The sequence below is a fragment of the Bordetella genomosp. 11 genome (assembly GCF_002261215.1).
Classification (GTDB): Bacteria; Pseudomonadota; Gammaproteobacteria; order Burkholderiales; family Burkholderiaceae_B; genus Bordetella_C.
In genome coordinates this window covers 66,637-80,062 of record NZ_NEVS01000004.1, presented here as the reverse complement: position 1 = coordinate 80,062, position 13,426 = coordinate 66,637, and the positions used below count along the sequence as shown (strand labels likewise).

Here is a 13,426-nt window from a genome sequence, read left to right as displayed (position 1 = left end):
CCATGAAGACGATCCTTCCCGCATGCCTGGCCGGTGCCGCGGTGCTCGCCGCGCTGCCTTTTCTGCTGTCCCAGGGGCTGCTCAACGCGGCCGTCCAGATGCTGATCGCCGCCCTCTTCGCCAGCGCCTACAACCTGCTGTGCGGCCAGGCCGGGATGCTGTCCTTCGGGCATGCCGCCTACTTCGGCGTCGGCGCCTTCGCCACGGTTCATGCCATGAACGCCCTGGGGGGCGCGGGCCTGCTGCCTACCCCGTTGATGCCCTTGGCGGGCGCGGCCGGCGGGCTGGTATTCGGCGGTATCGCCGGCTGGTTCGCCACGCAGCGCAGCGGCACCTATTTCGCCATGATCACGCTGGCCATCGCCGAACTGGTCCACGCGCTGGCCCCGCACCTGAAGGGATTGTTCGGCGGCGAGGCGGGTATTTCGACCATGCGCATGCCGGCCTGGGGCCTGGACTTCGGCTCGACCACGCAGGTGTATTACCTGACGCTGGCCTGGGTGTTGCTGGCCCTGGCCCTGCTTTACCTGTATACCCGCACGCCACTGGGCCGGCTGACCCTGGGCCTGCGTGAAAACAGCCATCGCCTGAAGTTCCTGGGCTACAACGTCCACGGACTCAGCACCCTGGTATTCGCCATCTCCGCGATGTTCTCCGGCCTGGCCGGCGGATTGCTCGTCATTTCGAACGAATCGGCCAACTACGTCCTGTTCGACCCGGCCCTGTCGGCCGCGGCGGTCCTGAACACCTATATCGGCGGCGTGCAGGTTTTCCTCGGGCCGGCCTTCGGCGCCTCGCTGATGACATTCTTCGGCTACGCGGTCTCGGACCTGACCCGCTCCTGGCTGCTATACCAGGGCATCCTCTTCGTGCTGGTCATGATGTTCATGCCCACCGGCTTGGCCGGTCTGATACGGCGCGCGCGGCGGCCGCTGGCCACGCCGGCGGATCGCCCTGCCGACAAGGAAATGGCATGAGCGCCCCCCTGCTGAGCCTGCGCGCGCTACGCAAATCCTTCGGGATGACCGAGATCATCCGCGGCGTGGACCTGGACGTGCAACAGGGCGAACGGCATGCGCTGATCGGTCCCAACGGCGCGGGCAAATCCACCGTCTTTCACCTGGTCTCCGGCCAGCTCGCGCCCAGCTCGGGCAGCATCCGCTTCGAGGGAAAGGAAATCGGCGGGCGTTCGCCGCAGGCCATCAACCGGCTGGGCCTGGCGCGGTCGTTCCAGATCACCAACATCTTTCCCCGCCTGAGCACCTACGAGAACGTGCGCCTGGCGGTGATGCGCGCGTACGGGTCGCAATACGTGTTCTGGCGCTTCATCGACCGGGACCGCCGCATCCGCGACGAGACCGAACGGCTGCTGGCGCTCGTGCGCCTGACGGCCAAGGCATCCGTCATCGCGGGCGAGATGGCTTACTCGGAGCAAAGATCGCTGGAAATCGCCATGACGCTGGCTTCGGATCCCCGGCTCGTCCTGCTGGACGAACCCATGGCCGGCATGTCCAACGAAGAAACGGCGTACACCGCCCAATTGATCCGCGAAGCCACGGCGGGACGCACGCTGGTCATCGTGGAGCACGACATGGATGTGGTCTTCGCGCTGAGCGATCGCATCAGCGTGCTGGTCTATGGCGAGGTCATCGCCACCGGCACGCCCGAGGCGATACGGGCGGACGCACGCGTGCGCGAGGCCTACCTGGGCGACGAGGTGACGGCATGAACCCGAACCCCACGCCCCTGCTGGAAGTCGATAACGTGCACGCGCATTACGGCAAAAGCCACGTGCTGCACGGCGTCAGCCTGCGCGTGGCCGCCGACGAAGTCGTCAGCCTGGTCGGCCGCAACGGATCGGGACGATCGACCACCATGAAGACGATCATGGGCCTGGTCGCGCCGACGGCCGGCCACATCCGTCTGCGCGGACGCGACCTGGCCGGCGCGCGTCCCTACGCCATCTGCCGGGCCGGTATCGCCTACGTGCCGGAAGAGCGCGAGATCTTCGCCAACCTGACCGTCGAGGAGAACCTGCGCATGGGCGAGCAGCCGCCGGTGGCGGGCGCGCACCGCTGGACGATGGAGCAGATGTTCGACTATTTCCCCCGGCTGAAGGAACGGCGCAATACCAAGGCCGGCAGCATGTCGGGCGGCGAGCAGCAAATGCTGACGATATGCCGCTCGCTGCTGGCCAATCCGCTGGTGATCCTGATCGACGAGCCCACCGAGGGCCTGGCGCCCAGGATCGTCAGCCAGGTCGGCGAATGCATCCGGGACATGCATCGCAAAGGCGTATCGGTGCTGCTGGTCGAACAGAAACTGACCATCGCGCTGAAGGTCTCGACGCGGGTTTGCGTGATGGGGCATGGCCGTATCGTCTTCGAGGGCAGCCCCGCCGAACTGGGCGCCAACCAGGCCGTCGTCTCGCAATGGCTGGCCGTATAAGCCGCCGTTTTTCCACTCCGAGCCACCATTCGCCATGAAAACCAGCCAGCAAAAAGTCATCATTTCCTGCGCGGTCACCGGGTCCGTCCATACGCCCACCATGTCGCCGCATCTTGCGCTCACGCCGGAACAGATCGCCGCGCAGGCCATCGAGGCGGCACAGGCCGGCGCGGCCATCCTGCATCTGCATGCGCGCGACCCGGGCGACGGCAGGCCGACCGCGGACCCCGCCGTATTCGATGCCTTCGTCCCGGTCATCCGCGACGCCACCGACGCGGTGATCAACATCACCACCGGCGGCAGCACGCGCATGACGCTGGAGGAAAGGCTGGCCTATCCGCTGCGCGCCAAGCCGGAAATGTGCTCGCTGAACATGGGATCGATGAACTTCTCCATCCACCCCGCGGCGCGGCGCATCGCGCAATGGAAGCACGACTGGGAGAAGCCCTACATCGAGGGCATGGAAGACCTGATCTTCCGCAATACCTTCCGCGACATCCGGCACATCCTGAAGGTGCTGGGCGAGGACTGCGGCACCCGCTTCGAGTTCGAATGCTATGACATGGGACACCTGTACAACCTGGCGCATTTCGTCGACGAGGGATTGGTGAAAGGGCCTTTGTTCATCCAGAGCATCTTCGGCATCCTGGGCGGCATGGGTCCTGATCCGGAGAACCTGGCCACCATGAAGACCACCGCGGACCGGCTGTTCGGCCGCGACGGCTACCGCTTCTCGGTGCTCGGCGCCGGCCGGCACCAGATGCCGCTGGTGACCATGGGCGCCATCCTGGGCGGCAATGTACGCGTCGGGCTGGAAGACAGCCTTTACCTGGGGAAGGGGCAATTGGCGAAGTCCTGCGCGGAGCAGGTGCGGAAGATCCGCCGCATCCTGGAAGAACTCTCGCTGGAAATCGCCACGCCCGACGAGGCCCGTGCCATGCTGGGGCTGAAAGGCGCCGGTGCGGTCGCCTTCTGACGGCGGCACCGGCACGCCGCGGCACCGCGGCGCACGCCTTCGGACGAATCCGGCATGGAAGTTGCTGCGCACGAGCGATCGGCGCAGGCGGGCTGGCGCATGCGCCCTGGAAAACAGGAGTTGCCATGGCCTCGTCCACAAGAACGATCTGGAAAGGCGCCATCTCGTTCGGGTTGGTCAACATACCGGTCGGGCTGCATACCGCCACCGTGGAATCCGGCGTCGATTTCGACTGGCTCGACAAGCGCACCATGGACCCGGTGGGCTACAAGCGCATCAACAAGCGCACCGGCCGCGAGATAGATAGGGAAAACATCGTCAAGGGCGTCGAGTACGAGGACGGCCAGTACGTGATCATCTCGCCGGAAGAAATCGCCGAAGCCTATCCGCGCACCACGCAGACCATAGAGATACAGCGCTTCGTTCCCGCCGGGCAACTCTCCTTTGTCTACCTGGAGCGGCCTTACTACGTCGCCCCGATCAACAAGGGCCAGAAGGTGTATGCGCTGCTGCGCGATACCCTGGCCAAGACCGGCAAGATCGGCATCGCCAAGGTCGTGATCCAGACCAAGCAGCACCTGGCCGCGCTGGTGCCGTCCGGCGACGCACTGGTGTTGAATCTGATGCGCTGGGGTGACGAGGTGAAGTCCCTGGAGGGACTGGACCTGCCGGCGGTCGGCGCCAAGGCATTGGCCGCCAGCCCGCAGGAACAGAAAATGGCCAAGATGCTGGTGGACGACATGTCCGGCGATTGGGATCCGGAGGACTTCAAGGACGAATTCCGCCAGGCCATCATGGCGCTGGTGGAGCAGAAGGTAAAAGCCGGCAAGACCGAGACCGTGATCGAGCCGCAGGAAGAAGCGCCGGAGGCGTCTTCGAGCAACGTCATCGACCTGACCGAGCTGCTGCAACGCAGCCTGAAAGGCCGGCATGCGGGCGGCAAGACGGCGTCGGCCGGACATGCGGGCGCTACCAAAAAAAGTCCGGCGCGCAAATCGGCCGCCAAGACGAAGTCCGCGAAGTCCGCCTCGAAATCGGGCGGCCGTGCGCGTAAGGCGGCCTGACCATGGCGGATACCCTTGCCAAGTACCGGCAGAAGCGCAACTTCGAGGTCACGTCGGAACCTGCCGGCGGCGGCAAGCCCAACGCGGCGGCACGCGCCTTCGTGATCCAGAAGCACTGGGCCACGCGCCTGCACTACGATTTCCGGCTGGAGCTCGACGGCGCCATGAAAAGCTGGGCGGTCCCCAAAGGACCCAGCTACGATCCCGCCGTCAAGCGCATGGCCGTGCAGGTGGAGGACCACCCCATCGCCTACAACCAGTTCGAAGGCGAGATCCCCAAGGGCCAGTATGGCGCCGGCAAGGTCATCATCTGGGATGAAGGCACCTGGCAGCCGGTGGGCGATCCGCGCAAGGGATATCGGGAAGGCCATCTGAAGTTCGACCTCATGGGCGCCAAGATGCAGGGGCGCTGGGCACTCGTGCGATTGCACGGCAAGGAAAACGAACGCCAGCCGCCCTGGCTGCTGATCAAGGACCGCGACGAGTTTGCCCGCGCCGAGCAGGAGTTCAGCGTGGTGGACGAGATGCCTGACAGCGTGGTGCCGCTGCGCGCGCAGCGCAAAAAGGCACTGGCCCGGGCCGCGCGCGGCGGCAAGCCGACAGCGGCAAAGGCGCAACAGGAAAGCCCGGAACCGAAACTGCCCGGCGTGGCGCGCGCGGTGCCCGCCACCCTGAAACCGCAACTGGCCACGCTGGTGGACGGCGTGCCGCCGAACGCAGCCGATTGGGTCTACGAGCTGAAGTTCGACGGCTATCGCCTGCTGGCCCGCCTGGACGAAAAAGGCGCGCGGCTTTACACCCGCAATGGCCACGACTGGAGCGCCAGGATGCCGCATCTGGTGAAGGCGCTGGGCAAGCTGAAGGTGCCGGGGACGTGGATCGACGGCGAAATCGTGGTCCTTGCGGACAACGGGACGCCCAGCTTCCAGGCATTGCAGAACGCCTTCGACAGCGAGCGGACGGGCGATATCGTCTTCTATGCCTTCGACCTGCCCTTCGTCGCGGGCCGCGACGTGCGCGAGGAGCCGCTCACCACCCGCCGTGCCTTGCTGGAACAGCTGCTGGGAGCCGCCAAGGAAGGCCCCGTGCGGTTCAGCGCGGCCTTCGACGCGCCGCCCAAGGACCTGGTGCAGTCGGCGTGCAAAATGGGCCTGGAAGGCATCATCGCGAAACGCCGCAACGCTACTTATGTCTCGCGGCGATCCGACAATTGGGTAAAGATCAAATGCGCCCAGAGGCAGGAATTCGTTATCGTCGGCTATACCGATCCCGCCGGCAGCCGCACCGGCTTCGGGGCGTTGCTGGTGGCGGTGCATGACGAGAAAGGCGGCCTGCGCTATGCCGGCAAGGTGGGTACGGGCTTCGATACGCGGGGACTGGACGACATGGCGCGCAAGATGCGGGCACTGGCGGTCGCGGAACGCCCCCTGCCCCAGCAGGCCGACATGCCGCGTCGCGCACACTGGATCAAGCCCGAACTCGTGGCGGAGGTGTCGTTCGGCGAATGGACGAAATCCGGCCATATACGCCATTCGGTATTCCGCGGCCTGCGCACGGACAAGCCAGCGCGCGCGATAACGCGCGAAAAGGCAGTCCCGGCCAAGGCGGTGAAGGCGGCCGGGACGGCGAAGACGGCCAAAACGACGAAGGCGGCGAAAACGGCGAAGTCCGGGCGCCTGTCCAATCCGGATCGCGTCATCGATCCCTCCACCGGACTGACCAAGCTGGATCTGGCGCGCTATTACGGCCTGGTCGCGCCCCTGCTGCTGCCGCACTTGAAAGGCAGGCCGGTATCCCTGGTGCGCGCGCCGGGCGGCATACAGGAACCGCTGTTCTTCCAGAAGCACCTGGAAGCGGCCATGCCCGGGGTCAAGGCGCTGCCGGAACGCCTGGACCCCGACCACCCATCGCTACTGGAGGTGCCTTCGGGCGCGGCGATCATGTCCGCCGCGCAGATGAACGTGGTCGAATTCCACACATGGAACGCCGTCAAGACCGCGATCGACAAGCCCGATCGCATGCTGCTCGACCTGGACCCCGGAGATGGCGTGAAGTGGGCAACCATGCAGCAGGCCGCCGGACTGGTCCGCGTGCTGCTGGAGGAAATCGGACTGCAATGCTGGCTGAAAACCAGCGGCGGCAAGGGCCTGCATGTGGTCGTCCCCCTGCGCAAGCAGTACGGGTGGGACGCCATCAAGGGGTTCTCGGAGGCCATCGTGCGGCATCTGGCCAGGACCCTGCCGCAGCTCTTCGTGGCGAAAAGCGGCCCGAAGAACCGCGTCGGAAAGATCTTTCCGGATTACCTGCGCAACGGCTTCGGCGCGACCACCGTCGCCGCCTGGTCGGCGCGCGCGCGGCCGGGGCTGGGCATCTCGGTACCGATCGGCTGGGACGAGCTGGCGCAAATCAAAAGCGGTGCGCAGTGGACGATCGCCACCGCGCACACGCGCCTGGATGTCGGCAACGATCCCTGGCGCGATTACCGGCCGCAATCCGTCGGGCCCGCGATGAAGCAGCTGGACTTCGACCCGAAGGCCTGAGCGCCACGCACCCGATATCCGAGGAGACGACAATGGAAAATGCAGGGATGACCATGGACCGCGACGTCCTGGAATCGCATTTCATGGATTGGCTGCGCGATGCGCACGCCATGGAACAGCAGGCGGAAACGATGTTGACGGCCATGGCCAGGCGCATCGAGAACTACCCCGACCTGAAGCGCAGGATCGAACAGCATATCGAAGAGACCCGCGACCAGGCCTGGCTGGTTGCCGCCTGCATCAAACGGCGCGGCGGCGACACCTCGGCGATGAAGGACCTGGCGGGCAAGGCGATGGCGGGCATGCAGGGCGCCGTGGGGATGTTCGCCAGCGACGAAATCGTCAAGGGCAGCATGCTGAGCTATGCGTTCGAGCATTTCGAGATCGCCTCGTACCGGAACCTGATCGAGGCCGCGCGGCTGCTGGGCGACCGCGAGACGATGGCGGTATGCGAACGCATCCTGCCGCAGGAGCAGGCCATGGCGGATTGGCTGGAACACAACATGGCAAGCGTTGCGCGGCGTTTCCTGGAACTGGCCCAGATGCCGGGAGCCAAGGCGAAGGTCTGAACGCGCGGCGGGCACGCGGGCCGCCCGCCAGGCGCCTGCCGCGCCCTGGCCGGCACCCTCCCCAGCGTCATTGCGCTACATGGAGACGATCGCCAGCGAAAAACCATCCCATCCCTTGCTGCCCACGGTCTGCAAGGCGGTGCAGGTCAGGCGCAGATCCCGCGCCATATCGGCCAGGAAGGTGCGCGCGCCGCGCACATCCGGATCGTCCTGGGCGTCCTCGGCGTGCAGGCGGCCGCCCCGTATGATGTTGTCGCCGACGATAACGGTGCCATCGCGCGCAAGCCGCAGGGCGGCCGCCAGATAACGCGGGTTGTCTTTCTTGTCCGCGTCGATGAAGATCAGGTCGAAAGGCGCGGCCTCTTCCGCCACCATGCGGTCCAGGGTCGTGGCGGCATCGCCGACCACGACGTCCACCATCCGCTCCAGGCCGGCCGCGCGTATGTTCTCGCGCGCGACCCGGGCATAGCGCGCATCGCGCTCCAGGGATACGAGCTTGCCGCCCTCCGGCAGGGCATCCGCCATGCAGATGGCGCTATAGCCGCCCAGCGTGCCGATCTCCAGGATGCGGCGCGCGCGGACCATTCGTGCAAAAATCTGCAGCATCCTGCCCTGGTTCAGGGCCACGCCATGCGGCGGCAGGCCCGCCTGCTCCGCACGGGCCAGCGCCGCGTCCAGGCGGGCATCCCGCAGAAACAGTACGTCTTCGAGGAAGGAATCCAGGGCGTTCCAGGTTTCGGCGTTCATAGCGGTTCCCGCAATGCGTGTTCAATGACGCTGCCCATCCTACGCGGCGCCGCTGCCGTGGAATATCGATTTATCCTGCGCGTTTGTCAGTTTTCCTGACGAATCGCGGCGGCAGCCGGGACCGTGGCGGCGCCCGGCTCGCCGACGCGCCGGGCGGGTGCGCCTGCTCCGCCCAGCCCCTGCTGGAGCACGCGCGGCCGCCACCAGGCCGGCAATAGCGCGCGCACCTTGGCGCGGCCGAACCGGTCATCGATCAGGTAGACGCTGCCCCGGTCCGTTTCCGTACGGATCACGCGGCCCGCCGCCTGCACGACCTTCTGCAGGCCGGGGAACAGGTAGGTGTAGTCGAAACCGTTGCCGAAGCGTGCCTGCATGCGCCGCATCATTTGCTCATTCACCGGGTTGACCTGCGGCAGCCCCAGCGTAACGATGAAGGCGCCGATCAGCCGATCGCCAGGCAGGTCCACCCCCTCGCCGAATACACCGCCCAGCACGGCGAAGCCGATGCCCGCGCCGCCGGGCACGAAGCGCGCCAAAAACGCATCGCGGTTCACCGCCTGCATTCCCGCGGCCTGCTCCCATACAGGCATTTGGGGAAAACGCGCGCGCATATGGGCCGCCAGGCGGCCCGCGTAATCGAAGCTGCTGGCGAAGCACAGGTAATTGCCCGGTCGCTCCGCGTACTCTCGCGCCATGATGTCCACGATAGCCGGGACGGACGCATCCCGGTCGCGGTAGCGCGTCGAAACATCGCCCACCACATGCACCGCCAGCTGTTCCGCGCGGAACGGACCGGGAACGTCCAGCCATTGGCAGCCGCGCGGCAGGCCCAAGGTATCGCGATGGAAATCCATGGGGTGCAAGGTCGCGGAGAAAAGCACGGCGCCATGCGCGGCCGCCCACCGCGGCGCGAGGAAAGGCGCCGGCACGACATTGCGGATGCACAGCGTTCCGTGTACGTGCCGGCCCGTCGCGCCGTCGTCGCGCGAGATATCGAAAATGGCGTGTTCGCCGAAAGTTTCCGCCAGCCGCGCGAAGGCCAGGACGTCGAAGTACAGGCGCAGCAGCGGCTCGGACGCATCGCCGCCCTGCTCGGCGAAATGTCCTGCCAGCGCGGTCGCCGTCCGCTGCAACTGCGCGAGGAGCGCCGGCGGGACACATTCGTGCGCCGCATACGCGCCCGGCTGTTCGGCCAACAGGCCGCGGCACACGCGCCGCAGCGCATCCAGGGGCCGGCGCAGGCCGGCCGGCGCGGCGCGGCGCGCCAGCGTTATGTCGTCCAGCCCGAGGGTGCAGGAATACATGCGGCGCGCCCGTTCGAGCATGTTGTGCGCTTCGTCCACCAGCAGGCCGGCGCGCCATTGGTTGGCCATGGTCAGGCCATACAGCATCGCGCTGGAATCGAAGTAGTAGTTGTAGTCGCCCACCACCACGTCGCTCCAGCGTGCCAGCTCCTGGCCGAGGAAATACGGGCAGATGTCGTGCGCCAGGGCGGCGGCGCGAACGCTGCCCCGGTCCATGGAATACGTGGCCAGGGCCGCGGCGCGTGCCGCCGGCAGGCGGTCGTGGAAGCCCCGCGCCAGCGGGCATGATTCGCCATGGCAGGCCTTGTCCGGATGCTCGCAGGCCTGGTCGCGCGCCACCAGTTCCAGCGCGCGCAGCGGCAGGCCGGGCGTCTCCTGCCGCAAGCAGTCCAGCGCATCGAGGGCGGACCGCCGGCCCGCCGTCTTGGCGCAAAGGAAAAAGACCTTGTCCAGCGTATCCGCGCAGGCCTTCAGCATGGGAAACAGCGTGGCCATGGTTTTTCCGATGCCGGTCGGCGCCTGCGCGAGCACGCAGTGCGCATCGCGCGCCGCGCGGAATACCGATTTGGCCAGGTCGCGCTGCCCCGCGCGGAACGGGCCCAACGGGAATTCCAGGCGGCGCATCGCCGCGTCGCGGGCCTGCCGGTGGGCGATTTCCTGGCGCGCCCATGCCAGGAACCGATCGCATTGCTCGACGAAAAAATCGCGCAGCTCGCCCGCGCTGTGCGCATGGACGAGCACGGTTTCCTGTTGACTGCCCAGGTCCAGGTACACCAGCGCGATATCGAGCCGGGACAGGTTCCGGGCCTCGCAGAGAAGATGGCCGTAGACCTTGGCCTGGGCCCAGTGCAAGGCGCGGTGGTTGGCCGGAATGCGCTCGACATCGCCGCGATGGGTTTTGATCTCTTCCAGGCGATTGCGGCCGGCATCGTAGCCGTCCGCGCGACCGCGCACGCGCAGCGGACCGTGCATGCCGGCCAGTGCGATTTCGGCTTCGTACTCGGCGCCCCGCCGCGCCGCGACCAGACCATGTCCCGCGACGCCCTCTTGCGCGGACGGCGAAGGCGTGAAGCGCAAATCCAGGTCGCCGCGCCGCGCGGTGAACTCGCACAGCGCGCGTACGGCCACGACATAGGTGGCGGCTTCGTCGGGGCGCGCGGCGGACGGCGGCGGGCCCGCGGTGGGCGGCTGGCTCGACATGGAAGAGGCGATATCTGCAAGGGGCATGCTGTTGCCTCCAGCGGTCACGCAACCACTGGATGGATATACAGATATTACCCCGACAGGCCCCTGGCCCGCCGCCCCCTCCCCCGTCCGCACGGGCATGGTTCCTGCGATGGGCGCCACACCCGCGCGCCTGCCGCCGCACCGCGGCACGCGCGCATACACACAAAAGGGTGTCCCAGACTTGCCTCCGGCCGCGCCGGACGGCCCATGCCGACCACGATCGCGCATGGGGGCCACCCGAAGATGAGGGTACGAGCAAATGGCGAAAGAACACACTTCTTCCGGGCCGCATACCGACCCGGCCGGCGGTTGGGGATCGGCGCGCGCCGTCGGATCCATCCTGGTCAGGGAACATCGACTGATGCACGGCACGAAAGTGCTGATGCACCAGAACAAACCCGATGGCTTCATGTGCGTCAGCTGTTCCTGGGCCAAGCCGGCCCATCCCCATCCATTCGAGTTCTGCGAGAACGGTGCCAAGGCCACCGCCTGGGACATCACGAGCAAGCAGGTCCCTGCCAGTTTCTTCGACTCGCACACCTGCACCGAACTGGAATCCTGGTCCGATCACGAGCTGGAAGCGATCGGCCGGTTAACGGTCCCCATGCGCTGGAACGCCGCCACCGACAAGTATGTCGAGATCGGCTGGCAACAGGCCTTCGAAGAAATCGGCGCGCTGCTGCGCGGACGCGATCCCGATTCGGCGGTGTTTTATACCTCCGGCCGCGCGTCGCTGGAAACCTCCTACATGTATGCCCTGTTCGCTCGCATGTACGGCACCAACAACCTGCCCGACAGCTCGAACATGTGCCACGAAAGCACCTCCGTGGGCCTGCCCAAGACCATAGGCGTACCGGTGGGCACGGTGACCCTGGAGGACTTCGAACACACCGACTGCATGCTGTTCTTCGGCCACAACACGGGCACCAACGCGCCGCGCATGCTGCATCCCTTGCAGGATGCGCGCAAGCGCGGTGTCCCCATCGTGACCTTCAATCCTTTGCGCGAACCGGGGCTGGTCGGTTTCACCAACCCGCAATCGCCAGTGGAGATGCTGACCGGCAAGGAAACGCAGATCAGCACCCAGTACCTGCAGCTGAAGCTCGGCGGCGATACCGCGGCGCTGGCCGGCCTGTGCAAATGGCTGATCGAAGCCGACGACGCCGCCCGCCTGGACGGTACCGAGCCGGTGCTGGATCATGCCTTCATCGCCGAGCACACGCATGGCTTCGAGGCCTTCGCCCAGGCGATGCGCCAGACCACGTGGACGGACATCGAACGTGAATCCGGCCTGAGCCGGGCCCAGCTGGCCGAGGCGGCCGCGACCTATGCCCGCGCCAAGGCCGCCATGCTGCTGTACGGCATGGGGCTGACCCAGCACCGCAACGGCGTGCAAAGCGTGCAGATGGTGACCAACCTGCTGCTGCTGCGAGGCAATATCGGCAAACCGGGCGCGGGTGTCTGCCCGATACGCGGGCACTCCAACGTGCAGGGACAACGCACGGTCGGCATCACGGAAAAACCCGAGCACGTTCCCGCCGACAAGCTGCGCGAGCTTTACGATTTCGATCCGCCGGCCAAAAAAGGCATGAATACCGTGGAAGCCTGCGAGGCGATCCTGGACGGACGGGTTACCGCCTTTATCGGCCTGGGCGGGAATTTCGCCCGCGCCACGCCGGACCACTACCGCATGGAACCGGCGTGGCGCCGGCTGGATCTGACCGTGGGCATCACGACGCGGCTGAACCGCAGCCACTTGCTGCACGGCAAACAAGCCTACCTGCTGCCTTGCCTGAGCCGCATCGAGGTGGACCGGCAGGCCAGCGGCGAACAGGCCGTGTCGATGGAAGACAGCACGGGCTGCTTTCATGGGTCGCGCGGCATCCATGAGCCCGCGCGCGGCAAGCTGCTTTCCGAACCGGCCATCGTCGCCGGCATCGCCAAAGCCACCCTGCCGCCGAATCCCGGCGTCGATTGGGACCGCTGGGTCGGCGACTATTCCCTGGTGCGCGACGCCATCGAAGCCACGTATCCGAAGATCTTCCAGGACTTCAACCGGCGCATGTGGAATCCCGGCGGCTTCCACCGCCCCCTGGGCGCGGCGCAACGCAAATGGGAAACGGAAACCGGCAAGGCCAACTTCGTCGTACCGGAAACGCTGAGCGCCGATCCCGACATGCCCGAGCGCGGCGGCGACGTCATCCGCCTGATGACCACGCGCGGCGATAACCAGTTCAATACCACGGTGTACGCGCTGGATGACCGCTTCCGCGGCGTGCACGGCACGCGCAAGGTCCTCATGATGAACGCGGACGACATGGCGCGGCTGGGCCTGCGGGAAGGCGACACCGTGGTGGCCAGTACCGTGGCGAACGACGGCTTCAAGCGCGAGGTGGACGGACTGGCGGTCCATCCCTACAACATCCCCGCCGGCTGCGCGTGGTCCTATTACCCGGAATGCAATCCGCTGATCCCGCTATGGCACCACGCCAGGGAAAGCAAGGTGCCGGCCGCCAAGTCGGTGCCCATCACCGTGCGCAAGGAGGCCTGA

General features: G+C 66.5%; 8 protein-coding genes and 2 pseudogenes. 8 read left to right on the top strand and 2 right to left on the bottom strand.

The window, feature by feature from the left end; all coding sequences use genetic code 11:
* Positions 1–2: 2 nt before the first annotated feature.
* From CAL28_RS07980 to CAL28_RS07950, 7 genes and pseudogenes are all read left to right on the top strand, one after another.
* Positions 3–917: pseudogene (locus tag CAL28_RS07980) on the top strand (branched-chain amino acid ABC transporter permease); the annotation flags it as partial.
* A gap of 56 nt (positions 918–973) precedes the next feature.
* Complete coding sequence (locus CAL28_RS07975; RefSeq protein WP_094840911.1) at positions 974–1,729, top strand: ABC transporter ATP-binding protein; 756 nt, start codon at positions 974–976, stop codon at positions 1,727–1,729.
* Entirely contained in the window at positions 1,726–2,448 is a 723-nt protein-coding gene (locus tag CAL28_RS07970; RefSeq protein ID WP_094840910.1) for an ABC transporter ATP-binding protein, read from the top strand. Before CAL28_RS07975 ends, CAL28_RS07970 begins: the two co-directional genes overlap by 4 nt.
* Positions 2,449–2,482: 34 nt before the next feature.
* Positions 2,483–3,424 carry a 3-keto-5-aminohexanoate cleavage protein gene (locus tag CAL28_RS07965; RefSeq protein ID WP_094840909.1) on the top strand — a complete coding sequence of 314 codons (942 nt, stop codon included), beginning with the start codon at positions 2,483–2,485 and terminating at the stop codon, positions 3,422–3,424.
* A 125-nt stretch (positions 3,425–3,549) separates the two neighbouring features.
* Positions 3,550–4,488, top strand: a complete 939-nt coding sequence (gene ku / locus CAL28_RS07960; protein WP_094840908.1) for a non-homologous end joining protein Ku — start codon at positions 3,550–3,552, stop codon at positions 4,486–4,488.
* Positions 4,489–4,490: 2 nt separating this feature from the next.
* Positions 4,491–7,028 carry a DNA ligase D gene (gene ligD, locus CAL28_RS07955; protein ID WP_176463927.1) on the top strand — a complete coding sequence of 846 codons (2,538 nt, stop codon included), beginning with the start codon at positions 4,491–4,493 and terminating at the stop codon, positions 7,026–7,028.
* Between the two features lie 47 nt (positions 7,029–7,075).
* Complete coding sequence (locus tag CAL28_RS07950) at positions 7,076–7,597, top strand: ferritin-like domain-containing protein (protein ID WP_094844475.1); 522 nt, start codon at positions 7,076–7,078, stop codon at positions 7,595–7,597.
* Positions 7,598–7,672: 75 nt separating this feature from the next.
* On the opposite strand, the gene CAL28_RS07945 is transcribed toward CAL28_RS07950, so the two are convergent.
* Positions 7,673–8,344: an O-methyltransferase gene (locus CAL28_RS07945; RefSeq protein ID WP_094840906.1), complete on the bottom strand. Its 672-nt coding sequence runs from the start codon at positions 8,342–8,344 to the stop codon at positions 7,673–7,675.
* Between the two features lie 197 nt (positions 8,345–8,541).
* Positions 8,542–10,875: pseudogene (locus CAL28_RS07940) on the bottom strand (helicase C-terminal domain-containing protein); the annotation flags it as partial.
* A 259-nt stretch (positions 10,876–11,134) separates the two neighbouring features.
* On the opposite strand from CAL28_RS07940, the gene CAL28_RS07935 reads away from it, so the two are divergent.
* Entirely contained in the window at positions 11,135–13,426 is a 2,292-nt protein-coding gene (locus tag CAL28_RS07935; protein WP_094840905.1) for an FdhF/YdeP family oxidoreductase, read from the top strand.